Origin of the sequence: Pseudarthrobacter sp. NKDBFgelt (assembly GCF_046097905.1) — a bacterium.
Taxonomy (GTDB): Bacteria; Actinomycetota; Actinomycetes; order Actinomycetales; family Micrococcaceae; genus Arthrobacter; species Arthrobacter polychromogenes.
In genome coordinates, this window is sequence record NZ_JBJURL010000075.1 from 1 (window position 1) to 20654 (window position 20654).

The 20654-nt window shown below is 67.5% G+C and carries 22 protein-coding genes and 1 pseudogene; 20 read left to right on the forward strand and 3 right to left on the reverse strand.

The window, feature by feature from the left end; translation table 11 throughout:
• The 7 genes and pseudogenes from ACKAE7_RS16880 to ACKAE7_RS16910 form a co-directional block, all read left to right on the forward strand.
• A pseudogene (locus tag ACKAE7_RS16880) lies at window positions 1–405 on the forward strand (adenylosuccinate lyase family protein); the annotation flags it as partial.
• Entirely contained in the window at window positions 398–1216 is an 819-nt protein-coding gene (locus ACKAE7_RS16885; RefSeq protein ID WP_408979805.1) for an alpha/beta fold hydrolase, read from the forward strand. The pseudogene ACKAE7_RS16880 and the gene ACKAE7_RS16885, both read left to right, overlap by 8 nt.
• Window positions 1213–1683, forward strand: coding sequence for a 4-carboxymuconolactone decarboxylase (gene pcaC, locus ACKAE7_RS16890; protein ID WP_408979806.1), 471 nt, complete (start codon window positions 1213–1215; stop codon window positions 1681–1683). Before ACKAE7_RS16885 ends, pcaC begins: the two co-directional genes overlap by 4 nt.
• Before the next feature lie 87 nt (window positions 1684–1770).
• Window positions 1771–2985 (forward strand): thiolase family protein, encoded by a 1215-nt coding sequence (locus tag ACKAE7_RS16895; protein WP_408979807.1) that lies wholly within the window; start codon window positions 1771–1773, stop codon window positions 2983–2985.
• 3 nt (window positions 2986–2988) lie between these two features.
• Window positions 2989–3702, forward strand: coding sequence for a 3-oxoacid CoA-transferase subunit A (locus ACKAE7_RS16900; RefSeq protein WP_190613012.1), 714 nt, complete (start codon window positions 2989–2991; stop codon window positions 3700–3702).
• Window position 3703: 1 nt separating this feature from the next.
• Window positions 3704–4381, forward strand: coding sequence for a 3-oxoacid CoA-transferase subunit B (locus ACKAE7_RS16905; RefSeq protein ID WP_188810780.1), 678 nt, complete (start codon window positions 3704–3706; stop codon window positions 4379–4381).
• Window positions 4382–4403: 22 nt separating this feature from the next.
• Window positions 4404–5207 (forward strand): IclR family transcriptional regulator C-terminal domain-containing protein, encoded by an 804-nt coding sequence (locus ACKAE7_RS16910; protein WP_191035071.1) that lies wholly within the window; start codon window positions 4404–4406, stop codon window positions 5205–5207.
• Window positions 5208–5235: 28 nt separating this feature from the next.
• Here ACKAE7_RS16910 and ACKAE7_RS16915 read toward each other — a convergent pair whose 3' ends face one another.
• Entirely contained in the window at window positions 5236–6108 is an 873-nt protein-coding gene (locus ACKAE7_RS16915) for a shikimate dehydrogenase (protein WP_191035070.1), read from the reverse strand.
• A gap of 227 nt (window positions 6109–6335) precedes the next feature.
• Here ACKAE7_RS16915 and ACKAE7_RS16920 point away from each other — a divergent pair, with 227 nt between their 5' ends.
• From ACKAE7_RS16920 to ACKAE7_RS16960, 9 genes are all read left to right on the forward strand, one after another.
• Window positions 6336–7307 carry a Bug family tripartite tricarboxylate transporter substrate binding protein gene (locus ACKAE7_RS16920; protein WP_408979808.1) on the forward strand — a complete coding sequence of 324 codons (972 nt, stop codon included), beginning with the start codon at window positions 6336–6338 and terminating at the stop codon, window positions 7305–7307.
• A gap of 70 nt (window positions 7308–7377) precedes the next feature.
• Complete coding sequence (locus ACKAE7_RS16925; RefSeq protein WP_190613007.1) at window positions 7378–7932, forward strand: tripartite tricarboxylate transporter TctB family protein; 555 nt, start codon at window positions 7378–7380, stop codon at window positions 7930–7932.
• Window positions 7929–9461, forward strand: coding sequence for a tripartite tricarboxylate transporter permease (locus tag ACKAE7_RS16930; protein WP_202986612.1), 1533 nt, complete (start codon window positions 7929–7931; stop codon window positions 9459–9461). The genes ACKAE7_RS16925 and ACKAE7_RS16930 overlap by 4 nt, the downstream gene beginning before the upstream one ends.
• Window positions 9462–9533: 72 nt before the next feature.
• On the forward strand, window positions 9534–10361 hold the full coding sequence (locus tag ACKAE7_RS16935) for an IclR family transcriptional regulator C-terminal domain-containing protein (protein WP_408979809.1): 828 nt from the start codon (window positions 9534–9536) through the stop codon (window positions 10359–10361).
• A gap of 84 nt (window positions 10362–10445) precedes the next feature.
• Window positions 10446–10769, forward strand: coding sequence for an MmcQ/YjbR family DNA-binding protein (locus tag ACKAE7_RS16940; RefSeq protein ID WP_408979810.1), 324 nt, complete (start codon window positions 10446–10448; stop codon window positions 10767–10769).
• 174 nt (window positions 10770–10943) lie between these two features.
• The gene (locus ACKAE7_RS16945) at window positions 10944–12113 is read left to right on the forward strand and encodes a Re/Si-specific NAD(P)(+) transhydrogenase subunit alpha (protein WP_408979811.1); all 1170 of its coding nucleotides are present in this window, start codon (window positions 10944–10946) and stop codon (window positions 12111–12113) included.
• Window positions 12113–12433 (forward strand): NAD(P) transhydrogenase subunit alpha, encoded by a 321-nt coding sequence (locus ACKAE7_RS16950; RefSeq protein ID WP_188810795.1) that lies wholly within the window; start codon window positions 12113–12115, stop codon window positions 12431–12433. The genes ACKAE7_RS16945 and ACKAE7_RS16950 overlap by 1 nt, the downstream gene beginning before the upstream one ends.
• The gene (locus ACKAE7_RS16955; RefSeq protein WP_408979812.1) at window positions 12430–13803 is read left to right on the forward strand and encodes an NAD(P)(+) transhydrogenase (Re/Si-specific) subunit beta; all 1374 of its coding nucleotides are present in this window, start codon (window positions 12430–12432) and stop codon (window positions 13801–13803) included. The genes ACKAE7_RS16950 and ACKAE7_RS16955 overlap by 4 nt, the downstream gene beginning before the upstream one ends.
• Window positions 13804–13908: 105 nt before the next feature.
• Window positions 13909–14829 (forward strand): diacylglycerol/lipid kinase family protein, encoded by a 921-nt coding sequence (locus tag ACKAE7_RS16960; protein WP_408979813.1) that lies wholly within the window; start codon window positions 13909–13911, stop codon window positions 14827–14829.
• Window positions 14830–14865: 36 nt separating this feature from the next.
• Here ACKAE7_RS16960 and ACKAE7_RS16965 read toward each other — a convergent pair whose 3' ends face one another.
• Entirely contained in the window at window positions 14866–15726 is an 861-nt protein-coding gene (locus tag ACKAE7_RS16965; protein WP_408979814.1) for an ACT domain-containing protein, read from the reverse strand.
• 161 nt (window positions 15727–15887) lie between these two features.
• On the opposite strand from ACKAE7_RS16965, the gene ACKAE7_RS16970 reads away from it, so the two are divergent.
• From ACKAE7_RS16970 to ACKAE7_RS16980, 3 genes are all read left to right on the forward strand, one after another.
• Window positions 15888–16967: an FUSC family protein gene (locus tag ACKAE7_RS16970; protein WP_408979815.1), complete on the forward strand. Its 1080-nt coding sequence runs from the start codon at window positions 15888–15890 to the stop codon at window positions 16965–16967.
• Between the two features lie 61 nt (window positions 16968–17028).
• A complete protein-coding gene (locus ACKAE7_RS16975; protein WP_408979816.1) occupies window positions 17029–17772 on the forward strand; it encodes an IclR family transcriptional regulator in 744 nt (247 codons plus the stop codon).
• A 131-nt stretch (window positions 17773–17903) separates the two neighbouring features.
• Complete coding sequence (locus tag ACKAE7_RS16980; protein WP_408979817.1) at window positions 17904–19091, forward strand: 4-hydroxybenzoate 3-monooxygenase; 1188 nt, start codon at window positions 17904–17906, stop codon at window positions 19089–19091.
• A 98-nt stretch (window positions 19092–19189) separates the two neighbouring features.
• On the opposite strand, the gene ACKAE7_RS16985 is transcribed toward ACKAE7_RS16980, so the two are convergent.
• Window positions 19190–19729: a TetR/AcrR family transcriptional regulator gene (locus ACKAE7_RS16985; RefSeq protein ID WP_408979818.1), complete on the reverse strand. Its 540-nt coding sequence runs from the start codon at window positions 19727–19729 to the stop codon at window positions 19190–19192.
• Between the two features lie 56 nt (window positions 19730–19785).
• Between ACKAE7_RS16985 and ACKAE7_RS16990 the strand changes: the two genes are divergently transcribed.
• A partial coding sequence (locus tag ACKAE7_RS16990) for an FAD-dependent monooxygenase (RefSeq protein ID WP_408979819.1) occupies window positions 19786–20654 on the forward strand: 869 nt, incomplete at its 3' end.

Below are 20654 nucleotides of genomic sequence, written 5' to 3' on the forward strand. Positions count from 1 at the left end.
GGGCACGCCCGCGAGCTCACCGAGGGCCTGCAGGCCTTCCCCGACGCGATGCGCCGCAACCTGGACCTCGCCGGCCCGCTGCTGCTGGCCGAGGGAGTGGGCGCGGCGGTGTCGCCCCTGCTGGAGGAGAAGTATGGCCTCACCGGGAAGGAGCAGCTGCAGGCCATCGTGGACCAGACCCTGCGGGCACCTTCCGGGGAGCAGGCGGCCACCTACCGCAAGCTGCTCCGCGAGGCCGTACCCGCCGGGGTGCTCACCGACCTCCGGCTCGAGGAACTCCTCAACCCCGCCAGCTACCTGGGCGAGGCGGCAAACATTTCCCGCCGTATCCTGGCCGCCTTCCCGGAATACGCGGCGCCCACTGCACTTCCCGATACCGATCCGAACGGAGACCCCCGTGGCTAAACCTGCCCTGAAAGCCGCCCTGCTCTCGCCCCAGCGCCCCCTGGGTGACCACCCGCTGCTGGTGGTGGGACCCTCCCTGGGCACCTCCACCATCCTGTGGAACCGTACCGCCTCGGTGCTCGGCAACGATGTGGACGTCGTTGCCTGGGACCTGCCCGGCCATGGGGTCTCACCCGCAGCCACCGGGACCTTCGACGTTGCCGCCCTGGCAGATGCCGTGGTGGACCTCGTGGACTCCATCGCACCCGGAGAGGCCTTCCACTACGCGGGCGTCTCCCTGGGCGGTGCCACCGGCCTGCAGCTGGGCATTAAGCACGGGGAACGCCTCAAGAGCCTGTCCGTCCAGTGCAGCGGCGCCAAGCTGGGCACGCCCGAAGGGTGGCTGGAACGGGCTGAAACAGTCCGCAGCCAGGGCACCCCGGTGATGATCCAGGGCTCGGCGGAACGCTGGTTCGCCCCCGGTTTCATGGAACGCGAGCCCGAGCTCAGCAGCCGGCTCCTGCATGCCCTGCGCGACGCCGACCGGTTCAGCTATGCCTTCTGCTGCGAAGCACTGGCCGCGTTCGACGTCCGGGAGGACCTGGGCAGCATCCGGGTGCCAACCCAGGTCATCGCCGGGGCGCTGGACGGGGTGGCCCCGCCGTCGTTCGCTGAAGAAGTGGCGGCCGGCATCACGGCCGGCGGCGGGACGGCCACCGCTGTGACTTTGGAGGGCGTGGCCCACCTTGCGCCGGCCGAAGCCCCCGCCCACGTGGCCGAGCTGATGCGCAGCCTCATCACCTGGACCGAATCGCGGGGAGCAGCGAAATGAACGGCACTGGCGGGAAGAACCCCGAACGCAACGGCGTCGTCCAGCCCGGTGCCACCAGCCAGGACATTTACGACGGCGGCATGAAGGTGCGGCGCGAAGTGCTGGGTGACGCGCACGTGGACCGGGCCAACGCCGCCAAGGACGAATTCACGGACGACTTCCAGGACATGATCACGCGGATCGCGTGGGGCGGGATCTGGACCCGGCCCGGCCTGACGAGGCAAATGCGCTCCGCCGTCACCATCACCGCCATGGTGGCGCACGGGCACTGGGAAGAGCTGGCCATGCACATCCGGGCAGCCCTCACCAACGGACTCAGCAGGGACGAGATCAAGGAAATCCTGCTGCAGACCGCCATCTACTGCGGAGTGCCCTCCGCGAATACGGCCTTCAAGACCGCCCAGCAGGTGTTCAAGGACCTGGACAGCGCCGCACCCACCAACGAAACCCCCACCCCGCCCAACTAGATAGCGCCAAGTGTCGTTATGAGCCTCCAAAACGACACTTACCGCTACCTAGTTGGGCCGTACAGACAAAGATGTAGAGGAACAGTGATGAACCAGGCTTTTGTGTACGACGCCGTGCGCACCCCGTTCGGCAAATTCGGATCCGGCCTCGCCGCCGTCCGCCCGGATGACCTCGCCGCGCACGTGATCAGGGAATCCGTGAAGCGGGCTCCTGCCCTGGATCCGGAGCGGATCGACGAGGTGGTCTTCGGCAACGCCAACGGCGCCGGCGAGGAGAACCGGAACATCGCCCGGATGGGCACGCTACTGGCCGGCCTTCCGGTCTCGATCCCGGGCACCACGGTCAACCGCCTCTGCGGTTCGTCCCTGGACGCGGCGATCATCGCCTCCCGGCAGATCAACGCCGGTGACGCCGAGCTGATGCTGGTGGGCGGCGCCGAATCGATGTCCCGGGCCCCCTGGGTGCTGCCCAAGACCGAGAAGCCCTACCCGGCCGGGGACCTGACCCTGGCCTCCACCACCCTGGGCTGGCGCCTGGTGAACAAGGCCATGCCCAAGGAATGGACCATATCCCTTGGCGAGGCCACCGAGCGGCTCCGCGAGAAGTACAGCGTCACCCGTGAAGCGCAGGACGAATTCGCGGCGAACTCCCACAACCTGTCCGCTGCGGCGTGGGACGAGGGGTTCTACGACAACCTCGTCTCCCCGGTGCCGGGCACGGACCTGGTCCGGGACGAGGGCATCCGCGCCGGGTCCTCAGCGGAGAAGCTCGCCGGCTTGAAGACGGTGTTCCGCACCGAGGACGGCACGGTCACCGCCGGGAACGCGTCCCCGCTGTCCGACGGCGCCTCCGCGGCATGGGTGGGCTCCGAGGCTGCCGCCGGGCTGCTGGGGTTGGACCCGCTGGCCCGCATCGCCGGGCGCGGCGCGCACGCCAACGACCCCCAGTACTTCGGGTACGCCCCGGTGGAGGCGGCGAACAAAGCACTCGCGAAGGCGGGCATCGGCTGGGACCAGGTGGGCGCCGTCGAACTTAACGAAGCCTTCGCCGCCCAGTCCCTCGCCTGCATCAACGCCTGGGGCATCGACCACTCCATCGTGAACCGGCACGGCGGCGCCATCGCCATGGGCCACCCCCTGGGTGCCTCCGGAACCCGCATCCTCGGCACCCTCGCCCGGTCCCTGCAGACCACCGGGGAACGCTGGGGCGTCGCGGCGATCTGCATCGGCGTGGGCCAGGGCCTGGCCGTGGTCCTCGAAAACGTCACCTCCTCCGCAGGCACCATTACAGGAAAGGCATAGGCAATGCTGAACTTCGTAGAGTCGGTCCAGGAGGCCGTCTCCGGAATCAAGGACGGTTCCACCGTGATGATCGGAGGGTTCGGCAACGCCGGGCAGCCGTTCGAACTGATCGACGCGCTGCTGGACTGCGGCGCCAAGGACCTGACGGTGGTGAACAACAACGCCGGCCAGGGCGACCAGGGCCTGGCCCTGCTCATCAAGGAAGGCCGGGTCCGGAAAATGATCTGCTCCTTCCCGCGCCAGTCCGACTCCTGGCATTTCGACGCCAAGTACAAGGCCGGGCAGATCGAGCTGGAACTGGTGCCGCAGGGCAACCTGGCCGAACGCATCCGGGCCGCCGGCGCGGGAATCGGCGGGTTCTTCACCCCCACCGGGTACGGCACCATGCTCGCCGAAGGCAAGGAAACCCGGATCATTGACGGCCGCGGCCAGGTGTTCGAGACCCCCATCCACGCCGACGTCGCCCTGATCAAGGCACTCAAGGCCGACGGGAAGGGCAACCTGGTGTACCGCAAAACTGCCCGGAACTTCGGCCCGATCATGGCCGCGGCCGCGAAGCACACCATCGTCCAGGTGTCCGAGATCGTTCCTGTCGGGGAACTGGATCCCGAGAACGTGGTGACTCCCGGAATCTACGTCAATACCGTGGTCCGCGTTCCCGCGGCCGCCGGCAATACCGCCGGCAGCACCACTGGCACTGAAGAGAAGGTGGCCTGAGATGGGCGTCATGGAATCGAGCATCAAAACCTCCGAGGCCCCCCTGAGCCGGGACGACCTCGCCCGCCTGGTGGCCAGGGACATCGCCCCGGGCTCGTTCGTGAACCTCGGCATCGGCCAGCCCACGCTCGTGTCCAACTACCTCACCGAGGACCAGGACATCACGCTCCACACGGAGAACGGGATGCTGGGCATGGGCCCGGAAGCCAAGGGTGACGAGATCGACGAGGACCTCATCAACGCCGGCAAGATCCCCGTCACCGAACTCCCGGGGGCGTCCTACTTCCACCACGCCGACTCCTTCGCGATGATGCGCGGCGGGCACCTGGACATCTGCGTGCTGGGGGCGTTCCAGGTATCGGTGACCGGCGACCTCGCCAACTGGCACACCGGCGCTCCCGGCGCCATTCCCGCCGTCGGAGGCGCCATGGACCTGGCCACCGGCGCCAAGGACGTGTTCGTCATGATGACCCTGCTCACCCGCGAAGGCGCCTCCAAGATCGTGGAGTCCTGCACCTACCCGCTCACCGGCGTCGGCTGCGTCACCCGCGTGTACACGGACAAAGCCGTCTTCCTCACCGGGCCCGGCGGCATCACCGTCCGTGAGACCTTCGGCTGCACCTTGGAGGAACTCCAGGAACTGGTGCCTGTTCCGCTCAAGGCGGCCGCCGCGGCCTGAGCCGGCCCTAGGATTGGTAACCATGACCGACGCAGCATCAGCGGGTGCCCCGCAGGCCAGCGACCAGTACGTCCAGTCCCTGGCCCGCGGGCTCGCCGTCATCCGTGCATTCGATACGGACCACCCGGTGATGACCCTGACGGAGGTGGCAGGCCGCACGGGGCTGACGCGCGCCACTGCCCGGCGGTTCCTGCACACGCTGGTGGAACTGGGCTACGTGCGGACCGACGGTAAAACTTTCGCGCTGACGGCCAAGGTGCTCCAGCTGGGTTACGCGTACCTGTCCGGGCTGTCGCTGCCGCAGATGGCGCAGCCGCACCTAGAGGAACTGTCCCTGAAGCTGGGGGAGTCCACCTCTGCGGCGGTGCTCGACGGGGCTGACATCGCCTACATCGCGCGGGTGACCACCCGCCGGATCATGAACGTGGGCATTACCGTGGGCACCCGCTTCCCGGCGTATGCCACGTCCATGGGCCGCGTTCTGCTCGCCGGGCTGCCCCCGGCGGACCTAAAGGCCTACCTGGCCACGGCCGAGATCAAACCGCTGACCCCGCGCGCCCTGGGCACCGCCAAGGACCTTCTGCCAGTCCTTGAGACGGTCCGGGCGCAGGGCTGGTGCCTGCTGGACCAGGAGCTGGAGCTGGGCCTGATGTCCGTGGCCGCCCCCGTGTACGACAGGTCCAGGGTTGTGGCGGCCGTCAACGTGTCCCTGCAGGCCCAGTCCGTGGCTGCCAAGCCGGACCCGGACGCCTTCCTGGCCTCGGTGGCGCAGGAGATCATTGCGACGGCGAAACTCATCTCCGCCGATCTCAGCGCGCGGGGTTAACCCCTCCAAGGGTGCACACGGCTGGGGCCTACGCCCCCTGCCGGAGCATGGACAGGAAATGCTGCCTCATGCGCGAGCGGTCCGGTTCCACGCCCGTGATGAGGCGGAAGGCGTCCACCGCCTGGCCCACGGCCATGTGGCCGCCGTCCAGCACACGGCACCCTTTGGCAGCGGCGGCCTTAACCAGTTCGGTTTCGATCGGGCGGTAGACAATATCGGCCACCCAGTGGCGGGGCTGGAGCAGCTCCCCGTCCAGGGGCATGCCCGGATGGGCGTGCATCCCCACGGGGGTGGCATGCACCAGCCCGTCCGCATTGGACATCAGATCCCCTAGCTCGCCGATCGGCCGCCATTCGATGTTCCTGTCTGGGAAGAGCCGCGCCAGGGCCTCGGCCCGCTCCCGGGACCGGGCGGGATCCAGGTCCAGGACGCACAGGTGCTCCGCTCCTGCTGCAAGGAGCGCGTACGCCGTAGCTGCTCCGGCGCCGCCGGAGCCCAGCTGCACCACACGTCCAAGGGACGCGCCTGGAAGGCCTTCCTCGAGGGCGGAGCCAAATCCGGAGTAATCGGTGTTGTGGCCGATGAACTTGCCATCACGGATAAGGACGGTGTTGACGGCCCCCAGCCGGGCCGCATCGTCCGAAAGATCATCAAGGTAGCCAAGGACAACCTGTTTGGCGGGAACGGTGATGTTGAAGGCATTGAAGCCGAGGTCGCGTCCGGCCGAGAGCAGGGCCCCCACGTCTTCAGCCGGACGTGCCAGGACGGTCAGGTCCACGGTCCGGTAGATATACCGCAGTCCGTGATGGTCGGCTTCCCTCTCGTGAAGGGCAGGGGTCAGGGAGTGTGTGGTTCCTTCGCCGATCAACCCCACCAGGTACGACTCCGCCGGAGTACTCATTCTGTCCACCTTCCGGCCCCGCCAGTGCGAAGCGTCCATGGGTCGGATTGCCTGGTCACAATTTCGGCCGCGGCCTTGTTCCGGGCCTCGATGTGAACTAGATTACAACTACTGTACGTTTTATGCACACATGTTCGTAATGCGTACAAAGTCCCAGATGGGGCGCACTGTTGGAGATGACAGCCGGCAGCCTTGTCGGAATACGGGTATCAAAGGAGAAAACCGTAGTGAAAACCCTTCTAAAATCACTCGCAGTGGGCACGGCGGGGTTGCTTGCGCTGACTGGTTGCGCCTCGGGCAGCAACAGCAGTTCCGAAGCCGACTTCCCCGCGCAGGACATCCGGCTGACCGTTCCCTGGGCCGCGGGCGGCTCGGGGGACCTGACAGCCCGTACCATTGCACCGCTGCTGGAAAAAGAGCTGGGCGTCGAGGTTATCGTCGAAAACAAGCCGGGGGCCAACGGCTCGGTGGCCTACAACTGGCTGAAGGACCAAAAGCCGGACGGCTACAACCTGTCGATGATGGGCGTAGAGGTAGCCACCCTGCAGTTCCAGGATTACGACATCGACCCGTCCAACTACGCGCCGATTGGCCAGGGCCTGGCCGGACCCGGTGCCATCGCTGTCCCGGTGGACAGCCCCTACCAGTCGCTCAAGGACCTCGTCGCGGACGCCAAGGCCAACCCCGGAAAGGTCACCTACTCCAGCCCGGGCGTTGGCTCGGTCTGGGATTCCCCCGCCCAGGGCCTCCAGGAACTCGCCGGAATCGAGCTCACATCCGTCCCGTTTGACGGCTCCGCCCCGGCAGTTGCTGCTGCGGCGGCCGGTGACGTCGACTTCTCGATCGATGCGATCGGCACGCAGAAGAACCAGGTGGACGCAGGCAAGCTCCGCTACCTGGCCATGCTGACCGAGGAACGGGATCCAAAGAACCCGGACGTCCCCACCGCCAAGGAAGAAGGAATCGACCTGCAGAACGCTTCATGGGTGGGGATCATGGCTCCGGCCGGTACGCCCGAGGAAGTGGTCAGCAAGCTCTCCAACGCCATGGGCAAGGCTGTTGAGGACCCGGAGTACAAGAAGGTCATCGAAGGTTCCAACCTTGTGCCGACCTTCAAGGACGCGGAGGAGATGACGGCGTTCCTTGACGAGGAAGCCGACCGCTACGGACCGTGGATCAAGCTCGCGCAGGGCAAGTAGCGCAGGCACACACTTCGAGGCAGACGGGCCGGCCAGCCTTCCGCTGGCCGGCCCCTACTGAGGAACCCCAATGAACGATCACACAGCAACAGGGCCGCCGGCAGGCGTCAACCCAACAGACCCTGGGCAGGACCACGCCGAAGCCCATATCCACCCGGCGTCAGAGGTGCTGGTCACGGACCGTGCTCACCGGCTCAGGGAACTGGTTCCGGCCGCCGTCACCATAGGCCTCGGTGTCCTGGTCCTGGTGCTCGCCCAGGGCATCCGTTCGGGGGTCCGGGTGGAACTCGGGCCTCCCTTCTGGCCCACCATGCTCGCATGGAGCCTTATCGTCTTCGGCGTCCTGCAGGTGGTGGTCAACGTGCTGCGCGGGGTCAGCCGGGCCAACCTCCCTGATCCGCTCAGCGGGTGGGGCATCGGCCGGATGCTGCTGACCGCCGTGATTCTGGTGGGCTACCTCATGCTGTGGAACGTCCTCCAGTTCTGGTTGATTACGTTCGCAACGTCAGTCGCGCTGACGGCCCTGTACGGCGGCCGGGGCTGGAGGCCGCTGCTCGTGTTCCCGGCCATCGTTACGGCCCTCCTCCATTTCCTTTTTGTCGTCGCATTGCGGGTGAACCTATGATCCAGATCGCTGCCTCGCCCGTCACGGACGGCATCATGACCGTCCTCCAGGTGGATACCCTCCTCTACATAGGCCTGGGCATCCTGGTGGGCATGCTCGTGGGTGCCTTCCCGGGTGTGACTGCCACCATGGCCGTGGCCCTCGCCAGCGGGTTCACGCTGACGCTGGAACCCATCCAGGGCCTCGCCGTCCTGCTGACCATCTACGTGGCCGCCCAGTTCGGTGACCGGGTGCCGGCCATCCTCATCAACACCCCGGGCACACCTGCCTCCATTTCCACAACCTTTGACGGCTACCCGCTTGCCCTGAAAGGACAAGCGGGCCTGGCCCTGACAACGTCCGCTTTCGGCTCAGCCTTCGGCATGCTTTTTGGCATCCTCATCCTGGCGGTTGCCGCGGTGCCCCTTTCGGAATTCGCACGCCAGTTCGGGCCGCCGGAAATGTTCGCGCTGGTGGTCTTCGGCCTGACCATGATGGTGGGTGTCTCCTCGGGACGAATCCTCAAGGGCCTTGCCGCCGGAGCCTTCGGTCTCCTGCTGGCCACCGTGGGCCGTGACCCCATCACCGGTGACGCCCGCTTCACCCTCAACGTCCTGGAACTGAACGGCGGCGTGCCGTTCATTCCGGTCATCATCGGGTTCTTTGGCGTGGCGGAAGTCCTCAACCAGATTCTCACCAGGCGCAGGCACCTGCACCACGTCAAGCCCGTCACCCAACTGGGCCAGTGGATGCCCGGACGGAAACTGATGCAGCGGCTGTTCAAGCCGATGGGAATCGGCGCGGTGACCGGATCCGTCGTCGGCCTTGTCCCGGCGGTGGGCGGCGACATCGCCGGCATCATCGCGTGGGACAACGCCAGGAAAGTCTCCAAGCACCCGGAGGAGTTCGGCAAGGGCTCCCTTGAGGGCCTGACTGCCGGCGATACCTCCAGCACGGCAACCCTGGGCGGCAGCGTGACCACCACCATGGCGCTCGGCGTCCCCGGCGATTCCGTCATGGCCGTCATGATCGGATCCATGATGATCTGGGGCATCCAGCCGGGGCCCAGCCTCTTCAGCAGCCGGCCGGACCTCGTCTCCTCGCTGGTCACGATCATGCTGATCGCCACCATCCTGACCCTCGGGCTGAGCCTCCTGCGCATGCGCGGCATGGTCAAGCTGCTGGAACTGCCCAGCCACTACCTGTGGGTCATCATCCTGATCTTCTGCATGGTGGGGACGTACTCCATCAACAACAGCGTCTTCGATGTGTTCATGATGATGATTTTCGGGGCCGTGGGGCTGTTTATGCTGCGTTTCGGTTTCCCTGCAGGCCCCGCTGTTCTGGGCCTTATCCTTGGCCCCCTGGCCGAGGCAAACCTGCGCCGCGCGCTCATCACCGACGGGTGGGCATCCGTCTTCACCAGTCCCATTGCGCTGGTGCTCCTTGCCATCTCTGTTGCGGCCCTGGTTGTCCCTCCCCTCCGCGCGCAGCTGAAGCGGCGCAAGGCAGTGGGTGCCGGAGCGGACCAGGCGAAGGTTTCCAGCTAGATACGCTCAAGGACGCCGGGACCCACCCAGGTGGGCCCGGTGTCCTGTATTTTTCGGAAGGGCAAGAAGTCCATGGAAGAAGAACATCCGGCGTACTTTGTGAAGTCGGTGGGGAAGGCCTTTGACGTCCTCAGGGCGTTCACCTCGGACACCCCCCGCCTGACCGTCTCCCAAATCGCGGCGGCGACGGACATAACGCGCGCCTCTGCCCGGCGGTTCCTGCTGACGCTGGCGGACCTTGGGTACCTGCGGACGGACGGACAATCTTTTGAACTGACCGCCCGCTCCCTGGAGCTTGGTTCATCCTTCCTCTCCACCCTGTCCCTTCCCCGCGTAGCCGAGTCGCACCTCAAATTGCTGGCGTCCGAGCTCGGCGAGACGGCGTCGCTTTGCGTCCTTGATGGGGCGGACGTCGCCTACGTCGCCTGTGTCCCGTCCCCGCGGCTCCTCAACGTATCGATCAGCGTGGGCACCAGGTTTCCGGCCTGGGCGACGTCCATGGGCCGGGTGCTCCTCGCTGCCCTGCCGGCCGACAGCCTGGAGGCGTACTACGAATCGGTCCACCTGCAGCGTTATACCGAGCACTCCGTCGGCAGCCTGGAAGCCCTCAAGGACGAGGTCAGCCTCGCCCGGGGCCAGGGGTGGTCCATGGTGTCCCAGGAACTGGAGAACGGCCTCCGCGGCGTTGCCGTTCCCATCTGGTGCGGAGACGAGGCCGTCGGCGCCGTCAATGTCTCATTGCAGACCCACCGCTCCTCCCAGGACGTGATCGAACAAACAGTTGTCCCGCTCCTGCAGGAAACAGCCCGAGAGATAGGGCTGGACTACCAGGGCCGCCCGGCAAAACGCCTCGGCGGGGTGGATGTACTTCGGCCCGCAATGGCGGACATGCAAACCTGACAGGGCCCGCACGGCACCCCGGCCCGCGGCACCAGCGAACCAGCCGGCCCTTGCCCCGGAGCGGCAGGAATGCCACTGTGTCTCATGGCCACAGAAGCTGACGTCCGCAGGATTGCCCTGGCGATGCCGGGCGTCACGGAGCGGCTGAGCTGGGGCCAGCCCGCATGGTTCGCCAGGACCCTGGTGGCCCGCATCTGGGAACCCGGAGTCCTCACCGTCAAGACTGACGAACGCGAGGCCCTGGCGGGAACGGAGCCGGAAACGTACTTCTGGACCCCGCATCACGAGCGTTCTCCCCAGCTGGTGCTGGTGCGCCTGGCCGGGATCACCGGGGAGCTGCTGGCGGAACTGCTGCAGGATTCCTACCGGCTGGCGGGCGGGGAACACAGCAGCCGCAAGCAGCCGTAAGGTAACTGTTTGCCACCCAAGCACGCCGCCCTACTCCCGCGGCACCGGTGCGGGCCATAGACTCAAGCCAACTACGTGCAGCAGCGCCGCTCCGCGAAGCCACCTGGTCCAGGTGACCAGGAACGGCCCGGCAGGGCGGCGCTCCCGCATCCATGCAGCGAGGGGAGTCAGCGGGTGAAACTGGGCATACCGCGGGAACGCCGGGAGGGTGAACGGCGGGTGGCCGCCACACCGGAAACGGTCAAGCAGCTGGCGGCGCTCGGCGTCGAGATACTCCTCGAGGAGGACGCCGGCACGGCGGCCGGGTACCCGGACCTCGCGTACAGCCAGGCGGGTGCACACATTGTCCCTGAGCTCGATCCCGCCCAGCTGGACGTCCTCGCCCACGTCCGGCCCCTCGACCCGGACACCGCCCGGTCCCTGAAAAGGGGCGCCGTCACCGTGGGACTCGCATCGCCGTCGTCCGAACTGCCAACCGTCCAGGCGCTCGCCGACGCCGGCGTCACATCCTTCGCCCTGGAACTCGTGCCACGCATCTCCCGGGCCCAGTCCATGGACGCCCTCAGCTCCCAAGCACTCGTGGCCGGGTACCGCTGCGTCCTTGAGGCGGCCATCCGGCTGCCCCGGTTCTTCCCGCTGTACATGACCGCCGCCGGTACCGTCCCGCCCGCCCGGGTCCTGGTGTTGGGGGCCGGCGTGGCGGGCCTGCAGGCCATTGGCACCGCAAAACGCCTGGGCGCCCGGGTCTTCGCCAACGATATCCGCCCCGCCTCCGCGGACGAGGTAGCCTCCATGGGCGGCACCTTCATCCGGCTGGACCTCGAAACGGCGGAGGCTGCCGGCGGCTACGCCCGCCAGCTCAGTTCCGACGCCGGCACCCGGCAACGCCAGCTGCTGGCACCGCACGTGGCCCAGGCCGACGTCCTGATTACGACGGCGGCCGTCCCCGGCAGGCGGGCACCGCTCCTGGTCACGTGGGAGATGGTGCAGGGCATGCGGGCCGGGTCGGTGGTTGTGGACCTCGCTGCCGAGTCGGGCGGCAACGTGGAAGGCGCTATGCCTGGCCAGGACGTTCCCGTACCCACCGCGGACGGCTCCGGCCACGTCTGGCTGGTCGGCCTGAAAGATGCACCCTCCGCCATGGCGTCGGACGCTTCCCGCCTGTACGCCAAGAACGTCGCCAACCTGCTGGTGCTGATGGTCCGGGACGGTGCGCTGGTCCCCGACTTCAGTGACGAGGTTATCGCCGGGGCCTGCCTCACCCACGACGGCACGGTGCGGCACCAGCCGACGGCGGACCTGCTGGCCGAGCGGGCCGGCGCCCGTCGGGAAGGGGCGCTCTGATGGACGGTATGAGCCTGCTGACCATCACGGTCCTGGCCGTCTTCGTCGGCTTCGAGGTGGTATCCAAGGTCTCCAGTACCCTGCACACGCCGCTGATGTCCGGCGCCAATGCCATCCACGGCATTATCCTGGTGGGCGCCATCATCGTCGCCGGCCAGGCTGCAGACCCGTGGGTGCTCGCGGTGGCGCTCCTCGCCGTCGTCCTTGCCACCGCCAACCTGGTGGGCGGCTTTGTGGTGACCGACCGGATGCTGCATATGTTCCATGCGCGCAAAGCGGCCGGTACCAAGCAGGCCGCCCGGAAGGCGGACGGCAAATGAGCCTCCTGAACCCGGTGTGGACGTCGCTGCTGTACCTGGTCGCCGCCGTCTTCTTCATCCTGGCGCTGCGCGGGCTCAGTTCCCCGCGGACCGCCCGCCGCGGCAACCTGATCGGCGCGCTGGGTGCGTTGATTGGCGTCGTCACGGTGTTCCTGTCCGCGCAGCTGGACAACGTCCCGTGGATCCTTGGTTCCATCGCCGTCGGCACGGTGGTGGCGGCGCCCGTGGCCCGGGGCGTGAAGATGACGCAGATGCCGCAGCTGGTTGCCGCCTTCAACGGCGTGGGCGGCGGAGCTGCTGCCCTCGTGGCGCTTCTCGAACTGAGCCACGCAGGCGATCCCTGGGTGCGGCTGGCCATCGTCTTCACGCTCCTGATCGGTGCCGTGTCCTTCGCAGGTTCGGGGGTCACGTTCGCGAAGCTCCAGGAACTGATGACCACGCGGCCGGTGGTGTTCCGCGGGCTCCCCGTGGTGATGGCCGCGGTGCTGCTCGCCGCCGTGGCGGCCGCCGCCGTCGTCGTTTCTACCGGTTCCCTTCCGCTCGCGTTGCTGCTGCTGGTGCTGGGACTGGCCGCCGGAATCCTGCTGGTGCTGCCGGTGGGCGGGGCCGACGTCCCTATCGTCATCTCGCTGCTGAACGCCTTTACAGGCCTTGCCGTGGCCGCCTCCGGCGTGGTGCTGGGCAACGTGCTGCTGGTGGTGGCCGGCACCCTGGTGGGCGCCTCGGGCACCATCCTTACCCGGGCCATGGCGGCGGCGATGGGACGCAGCGTGGCGGGCATCCTGTTCGGCGCCTTCCGGGGAGGCTCGACGGCGGGATCCACCGCCGTGAGCGAACGTCCCGTCCGTTCCTCCAGCGCCGAGGACGTTGCAGTACTCCTGGGCTACGCGCAGCGCGTCATCATTGTTCCCGGCTATGGGCTGGCCGTGGCCCAGGGCCAGCACACCGCGGCCGAGCTCGCACTGGCACTGGAAAGCCGCGGGATCGAGGTGGACTTCGCCATCCATCCCGTGGCCGGCCGGATGCCCGGACACATGAACGTGCTGCTGGCCGAAGCCAACGTCCCGTACGAATCCCTCAAGGAAATGGGGGAGATCAACCCGGAGTTCAAAACGGCGGATGTGGCGCTGGTAGTGGGCGCGAACGACGTCGTGAACCCGGCAGCCAAGACGTCCTCCGGTTCACCCATTTACGGCATGCCCATCCTGGAAGTGGCGGATGCCCGGCAGGTGGTGTTCCTCAAGCGTTCCATGCGTCCCGGGTTCGCCGGGATCGAGAATGACCTGCTGTACGAGCCGCAGACGTCGCTGCTGTTCGGCGACGCCAAGGACTCGCTGGCCCAGGTGCTCGGGGCCGTCAAAGCACTGTAGCCGCGCCCCTCGCGGCGAAGCTCCTGCCGGCCTGCTTCGAGGCCCGCGCGGGGCAGGCTAGTCTTCTCTCAGACGTAGCCTTTCCACTTGCCATCAGAGGACACCATGACTGCCAACAGCTCCACCTCTCTCCAGCGTGCTGCAATCATCGTCAATCCCGCCAAGCCGGTGGACATCGACGTGCGCGGCCTGGTGGCAAAGCACTGCGTGGAGAACGGCTGGGGCGAGCCGCTCTGGTTCGAAACCACCAAGGAAGATCCCGGTGTAGGCCAGGCCAAGGAAGCACTCGCGCAGGGGGCGGACATTGTGATCGCCGCCGGCGGCGACGGGACCGTCCGGTGTGTCGCCGAGGTGCTGTCCGGTGGGGACGTGCCCATGGGGCTGCTCCCGCTGGGTACCGGCAACCTCCTGGCCCGCAACCTCGGCATGGACGTCACTGATTACGACGGCGCCATGGCCAGGGCCCTGACCGGCACCGAGCGGAAGATCGATGTGGTCCGTGCCCGCCGCAGCGACCCGGACATGGAGCAGCTGTTCCTGGTGATGGCCGGGGTGGGATACGACGCCACCATCATGGCCGACACCAACGAGGAACTAAAGGACAAGGTGGGCTGGCTGGCCTACGTGGACGCAGGTATCCGGAACCTGCCCGGCAAGCCGGTCAAGGCCACCATTGTGATCGACGGGAAGCCGGCTGTCCGCCGCGGTGTCCGCAGCGTCATGGTGGGCAACTGCGGCAAGGTCCAGGGCGGCCTGGAAATCTTCCCCGAGGCAAAGGTGGACGACGGCCTGCTGGACGTTGCCGTGCTGGCGCCGCACCACGGCAAGCTGGGCTGGTTGTCGGTGGTTGCCGGAATGATCGGCAAGGGGCGGGGGAAGGACACAGCCGTAGAGTACTTCCAGGGCAAAACCGTGGAGATCACCCTGGAGCACAACGACGACTACCAGCTGGACGGCGACCACGAAGGGCAGGGCAAGCATGTTGTCATGACCATGGACCCGGCAGCCCTCAACATCCGGATGTAACCCAACTGAGTACCAGCTGATGTTGTTATGCGGCCCCTAAACGACATCTGGTGCTACCTGGTTGGGCGGGGACGGGGCGGGCCGGTGCGCCAGGATTTCGGCGAGCTCCGCGAGCCGGTGGGCGCGGGCTGACTCCGCGGGAGTGAACGGTTCACCCGGCCGGACAAAGGTGATGGGGCCATACCAGGCCGTGGGGACCTTGAGCCGCGTGCCGGCGTCGTACCTCTCCAAAACTGCCTCGGCAGGGGAAAGGACCCGTGCCCGCAGGAGCTCGGCCACGGCCAGCGGAAGCTCGTCCGGCGCATCAGCGATCCGCGCCGCCAGGCTCAGCGCTTTTGTCTGCCCGTCCGCCATCGCCAGCGCGGTGGTTGGCCAGACGTGGGAGTGTGTACCGCCGGCCAGGTGCAGCGACTCCAGGAGCTGGTATTCGTCCACGTCGCCGGGCGTGGACAGCACAAACTCGTCCAGTACGCCGCCGGCCACCGGGTGGACGTGGATGCTCAGGATGTTGGTCTCCAGGCGGGCCAGGGCCCTGGTGACTTTCTGCAGCGCCCCCGGCTCATCCTGCAGGACGGTGCGTGCCCTCCATAGCGCCGGCGCCCCGGCGAGCCGGCGCCGATGCCGCAGCGCCGGTGCATGCAGCCATCCGCGAAGCACCCGTGCCGCGGAGGGCTCAGCCACCCAGATCACCAGGACGGTGGCGGTAACAGTCAGCACAAGGACCTTGGCCAGGTAGGAAAGCTGGGTGTCCACCACCAGGGCGTGGACCAGGAGCTCGATCGGCAGCATCACGGCCACGTTCGCCAGGGTCAGCCGGGTCCTTGTTGGTTCGGGCATCAGGCCGCACACTTCGCAGCTCAGTTCAGACGCGGGAGTCTTGCTTGCACCGGGCTTCATGGTCCAAGGATCGCGTGGTGCTGTTTCGGCGGTGTTGCCCGGCCGTTCCGATCGTGCGAAGCATGCCGGGCATAGGATTTTTGGTGGAACGTCAGCGCGGCCGCCCGTCTCACCAGAAACAGATCCCAGACGCCCGGCACCGCAGGAAGGCCCTATTCCACGTGAAGATGCTCACCGAGATGTTCAACATTGCCCCCGCCAACAAGGACCACCACCCGGCCCTGAGGTGCGCGGTAGGTGTCTTCGTGCCACTCTTCACGCTTGTGCTGCTGGGCCGGCTGGACCTTGCCATCTTCGCGTCCTTCGGGGCTTTCACAGGCATCTACGGCCGCGGCGAACCCCACGGCATCCGCTTCGCACTGCAGCTGCGGGCCGGCCTGCTGATGCTGCTGGTCATCCTCCTCGCAGCGCTCGCTGCGCGGGCCGGCGGAGCCTGGGGACTGGACAAGGACGGAACCACGTGGCTCCTGGTCCTGGCCACCACGCTGGTGGCAGGCGGCTGTTCGGTGGCAATCGCGTGGTTCCGCCTGCGCCCGGCGGGATCGCTGTTCCACATCTTCGCCTTCGCGGCCATTGCCTCCATTCCCAACCAGCCGCCGCTGTGGGAGGGCATGCTGGTGGCCGCCCTCACCACCGCCTTCTGCCTGCTGATCGGCTTCTCCTCCCGGATCCTGCCCAGCCGCCGCGCAGCATGGTCCCGGCCGCGCCCCATCCGCCGCACCCCCGACGAAAAGTGTGCTGCCCTGCTTGAGGGCTTGGGCTACCTGGTGGCTGCAGGCCTGGCCGGTGCGCTGGCCACCTGGGCCGGCAGCCGCCTCGGGTTCGGCCACAACTACTGGGCCATGGTGGCCGCCGTCGTGCCGCTGGTGGGCCACACCACCCGGCACCGGGTCCGCCGCGGGGTGCAAAGGATCATCGGCACCGTGCTGGGGCTGGTGGTGATGGCGGGCATCCTGCTGCTGGGCCTGCAGCCCTGGCAGACCGTCCTGGTCATGGCGTTGTGCCAGTTCGGCGCCGAGATGTTCATCATCCGGCAGTACCTGCTGGCCCAGGTCTTCGTCACGCCCCTGGCGCTGGTGTCCACCCTCCTCGTGGTTCCTTCCTCGCCTACCATCCTGCTCCGGGACCGCATCATTGAAACGGTGATCGGCGCCGCCGTCGGCATCGCCGTGGTCCTGGCCCCCGGCGCGTGGCGCCGTCTCCGCGGACGCACGACGGCGGCCCCGTCCGAGGTGCCTTAGCCGCCGCAGCTGCGGCGAAGGTAGGCTGGACGCGTCCCATTCAACGGAAGCGGTGCGTGCGGTGGCGAATTCTGCCTCGGGTGATTCGGTGGTGGACCGCATTGTCCGCTTGCTCTCCGCCTTCCCCGAGGACGTCAGCGCCCTGCAATTGTCCGAACTGGCGGAGCGCGCGGGCCTGCCGCTCACCACTGCCCACCGGCTGGTCCGCCAGCTCGCGGACCACGGCCTCCTGGACGCCGGTCCCGGCGGCCTGGTGCGCCCCGGCCTGCGGCTCTGGGAACTGGTCAACCGCACCGCACCCACCCTTGCCCTGCGGCAGGCCGCCATGCCGTTCATGGAGGACATCCAGCAGGTCCTCAACCAGAATGTGAACCTGGCCGTGCTGGACGGCTGGGACGCGCTTTTTGTTGAACGGCTGTCCCGCCGCGGATCCGTCGCCAACCGGGCCAGGGTGGCCGGCCGGATGCCCGTCCATACCTCGTCCGCAGGGCTGGCACTGATGGCCCACCAGGACAGACTGCTGCAAGCCAATTACCTGGACCAGTTCGCGGACCCGGACGGGAAGGTCGCCACCGACGCTGTCCGGGTGCTGCTCAGCGAGACGTTCCACCAGGGCTTTGCCCAGCTTAAGGGCGTGGTGGACCCGGACACGTGGGGGATCGCCGTCCCTGTGCTGGACGCCCGCCAGCGCGCGGTGGCGTCGCTCGGCGTCGTGGTCCCTTTGCGCGAGATGCGCCTGCAGGCACTGGTGCCCGCACTGCAGACAGCAGCCAGGGGCATTGCGCGCAGGCTGAACGACGCGTAGCCGGCCACTCAGCTTCCAGGTACTTCCGTTGAACGGAATTCATGTAACGCCGCTCACCTGCCGGAGCGCACACTGTTGGCAGAAGCACCACACGGCCGCGCAGCTGCGGCCCGCAACGAAGCGAGAACGCCATGCCACGCACAATCATCACCACCCAGGTGGCCATCATGGGCGCAGGCCCGGCCGGCCTCATGCTGTCCCACCTGCTGGCCAAGGCCGGCATTGAGTCCACCGTCATTGAAGTCCGCAGCCACAAGGACATCTCGGAGACCGTCCGCGCGGGCATCCTGGAGCACGGCACCGTCAACATGCTCGTGGACAGCGGGGTCTCGGACCGGGTGCTGCGCGACGGGGACCGGCACGACGGCATCGAACTGCGGTTCAACGGGGAGAGCCATCGCGTGGATTTCAAGGACCTGGTGGGGGAGTCCGTCTGGCTCTATCCGCAGACCGACGTGTTCCTGGACCTCGCCGCCCGCAGGAAGGCCGACGGCGGGGACGTCCGCTACAGCGTCACGGACACCACCGTGCATGACCTGGAAGGCCGGCCAAAGGTCTGGTTTACGGACTCCGAAGGGGCGGAGTTTGAGATCCAGGCCGACTTCCTGGTGGGTGCAGACGGGTCCCGCAGCCACTGCCGCTTCCAGATTCCCGAGGCCAGCCGCAAGTGGTACTTCCACGAGTACCCGTTTGCCTGGTTCGGAATCCTGGCCGAGGCTCCGCGCAGCGCCGACGAACTGATCTACGCCAACTCCGCCAATGGCTTTGCCCTGATCAGCCAGCGGACCGAGACCGTCCAGCGCATGTACTTCCAGTGCGACCCCAAGGAGAACGTGGCGGAGTGGGATGACGACCGGATCTGGGCGGAGTTCCGCAGCAGGGTCAACGGCAACGGCTTTGAGCTCAAGGAGGGGCCGGTGATCGACAAGATGGTCCTGCCGTTCCGCAGCTTCGTGCATACGCCCATGCGTCACGGCAACCTGTTCCTCGCCGGCGACGCCGCCCACACGGTCCCGCCCACCGGCGCCAAAGGCCTCAATCTCGCCATCCACGACGTCAAGATGCTCTTCGAGGGTCTGGATACCCATTACAACTCTGGCTCGGACCACCTCCTGGACTCTTTCAGCGGCCGGGCCCTGGAGCGGGTGTGGAAAGCGCAGCAGTTCTCCTACTGGATGACCACCATGCTGCACACCTCCACCGATGCGGACGACTTCTCCCGGGCGCGCCAGCTCGGCGAGCTGAATTCCGTGGTGTCGTCAAGGCACGGCATGGCCTACCTGGCGGAGGCCTACACCGGCTGGCCGGGAAACGCCTGACGTGCAGAGTTTTTGTCCAGATATGCAGGGTAAATAGCCCTTACACCCTGCATATCTGGACAAAAACTCTGTGGGGAGGGGCGACGGCGGGAGGCGCCTTAGGGGGCGAGCAGCCGGCGGACTGCGGCGGCGATGGCCGCGGCATCAGGGCGCTCGTCCCGCCTGACCGTGAGCAGGTGGAGCAGGACACCGTCGCCATAATCCGCCAGGTCCCGTGCCCGGGCGGCCGCATCGGCCACCCCCAGCGCGGTGAGGGCCGGGACCAGGCCGCCCACCAGCCGGAAATGCCCGGCAGTCACCGCTTCCGGCCGGTCCAGCGAAAGGGCCAGCCGGGCGCGGGTCAGGCCCGCGTGCTCGCCGGCCAGCGCCAGCAGCATGGAAGCCAGTTGGCCCGCAAGTTCCTCGAGGTTCCGCGGCGGACCAGCCGCTCCCTGGTCCCGGAGCAGCTGGGTGTCCAGGTGCTCCAGGCGGTCCAGCACCGCTTCCACCAGGGCGGTTCGGTTGCGGAAATAGTTGGAGGTGGTCCCTTCCGCCACCTGTGCGGCGGCGTCCACGGCCCGGTGGGTAAGGCCCTTCATTCCCTTGTCAGCCACGACGGCCAGGGCGGCATCAAGGAGCTGGGTCCGGCGGTCAGGCATGCGCCCAGTGTAATTGACCCCTTCCGGATCACTACAAAAGTAGTAGAATTACGTGCATGGACACAATCTCGATTGTTGGCGGCGGCATTGCCGGCCTGGCGCTGGCCGCGGCCCTGGACCACAGCCGGTTCCAGGTGACGGTGTACGAGAAACGGCCTGGGCTGCCGGCCGTGGGCCACGCGCTGGGGATGTGGCCCAACGCCCAACGTGCCCTTGCGCGGCTGGGAGTCCTTGAAGAGGCGCGGGCGGTCAGCCCGGTGCTCGGCAGCGGATCGGTCCGTGACGCCCAGGGAGAGCCTTGGATCACCATCAACGCGGGGGAGATGTTCGGCATCTCCCGGGTTGACCTGCTGCGGTTGCTGGACGGTGCCTTCCCGGGAACCGTCCGCCGGATCACCAGCACCGTCAGGTCACTTCCCGACGACGGCAGCCTGGTGGTCGGTGCTGACGGCGTGCACAGCGCAGTCCGGCGGGATGTCTGGGGCGCCGGAACGGATGCACGCCTCACCCCGTACCTCGCCCTCCGCGGGACCCTGCCTGCTCCGGTCAGCCAGGACGAGGTGGGCGAGTACTGGGGCCGCGGCGACCTGTTCGGCATGGCTGCCGCCCGGGGAGGGTCCTTCTGGTGGGCCAGCTACCGGTCCGGGATGGGCCCGTACGGGATTGACGCAGCGTCAGCCCTGGAATACGCCCGGGAGCGCTATTCCGGCCACGCGCCCGCCATCCGCCGCACGGTGGCCGCAGCCACGCCCGAAGCATGCCTTGTCCAGCGGATCTGGACAGTTCCGCATCTTGGCTCCTACGTCCGCGGGCGGACCGTGCTCATCGGCGATGCCGCCCACGCCATGCTGCCCACCCTGGGGCGCGGCGCCTGCGAGTCTCTGGTGGATGCCGTAACACTGGCTGACCTCCTCAACACGCTGCC

What these genes read in the sequence shown, in the direction of transcription:
- pcaC (WP_408979806.1), top strand. Translation starts at nt 1,213, where the DNA reads ATGAACGGCACTGGCGGGAAGAACCCCGAACGCAACGGCGTCGTCCAG.
- ACKAE7_RS16895 (WP_408979807.1), top strand. Translation starts at nt 1,771, where the DNA reads ATGAACCAGGCTTTTGTGTACGACGCCGTGCGCACCCCGTTCGGCAAA.
- ACKAE7_RS16900 (WP_190613012.1), top strand. Translation starts at nt 2,989, where the DNA reads ATGCTGAACTTCGTAGAGTCGGTCCAGGAGGCCGTCTCCGGAATCAAG.
- ACKAE7_RS16905 (WP_188810780.1), top strand. Translation starts at nt 3,704, where the DNA reads ATGGGCGTCATGGAATCGAGCATCAAAACCTCCGAGGCCCCCCTGAGC.
- ACKAE7_RS16910 (WP_191035071.1), top strand. Translation starts at nt 4,404, where the DNA reads ATGACCGACGCAGCATCAGCGGGTGCCCCGCAGGCCAGCGACCAGTAC.
- ACKAE7_RS16915 (WP_191035070.1), bottom strand. Translation starts at nt 6,108, where the DNA reads ATGAGTACTCCGGCGGAGTCGTACCTGGTGGGGTTGATCGGCGAAGGA.
- ACKAE7_RS16925 (WP_190613007.1), top strand. Translation starts at nt 7,378, where the DNA reads ATGAACGATCACACAGCAACAGGGCCGCCGGCAGGCGTCAACCCAACA.
- ACKAE7_RS16930 (WP_202986612.1), top strand. Translation starts at nt 7,929, where the DNA reads ATGATCCAGATCGCTGCCTCGCCCGTCACGGACGGCATCATGACCGTC.
- ACKAE7_RS16935 (WP_408979809.1), top strand. Translation starts at nt 9,534, where the DNA reads ATGGAAGAAGAACATCCGGCGTACTTTGTGAAGTCGGTGGGGAAGGCC.
- ACKAE7_RS16940 (WP_408979810.1), top strand. Translation starts at nt 10,446, where the DNA reads ATGGCCACAGAAGCTGACGTCCGCAGGATTGCCCTGGCGATGCCGGGC.
- ACKAE7_RS16950 (WP_188810795.1), top strand. Translation starts at nt 12,113, where the DNA reads ATGGACGGTATGAGCCTGCTGACCATCACGGTCCTGGCCGTCTTCGTC.
- ACKAE7_RS16955 (WP_408979812.1), top strand. Translation starts at nt 12,430, where the DNA reads ATGAGCCTCCTGAACCCGGTGTGGACGTCGCTGCTGTACCTGGTCGCC.
- ACKAE7_RS16960 (WP_408979813.1), top strand. Translation starts at nt 13,909, where the DNA reads ATGACTGCCAACAGCTCCACCTCTCTCCAGCGTGCTGCAATCATCGTC.
- ACKAE7_RS16965 (WP_408979814.1), bottom strand. Translation starts at nt 15,726, where the DNA reads ATGAAGCCCGGTGCAAGCAAGACTCCCGCGTCTGAACTGAGCTGCGAA.
- ACKAE7_RS16980 (WP_408979817.1), top strand. Translation starts at nt 17,904, where the DNA reads ATGCCACGCACAATCATCACCACCCAGGTGGCCATCATGGGCGCAGGC.
- ACKAE7_RS16985 (WP_408979818.1), bottom strand. Translation starts at nt 19,729, where the DNA reads ATGCCTGACCGCCGGACCCAGCTCCTTGATGCCGCCCTGGCCGTCGTG.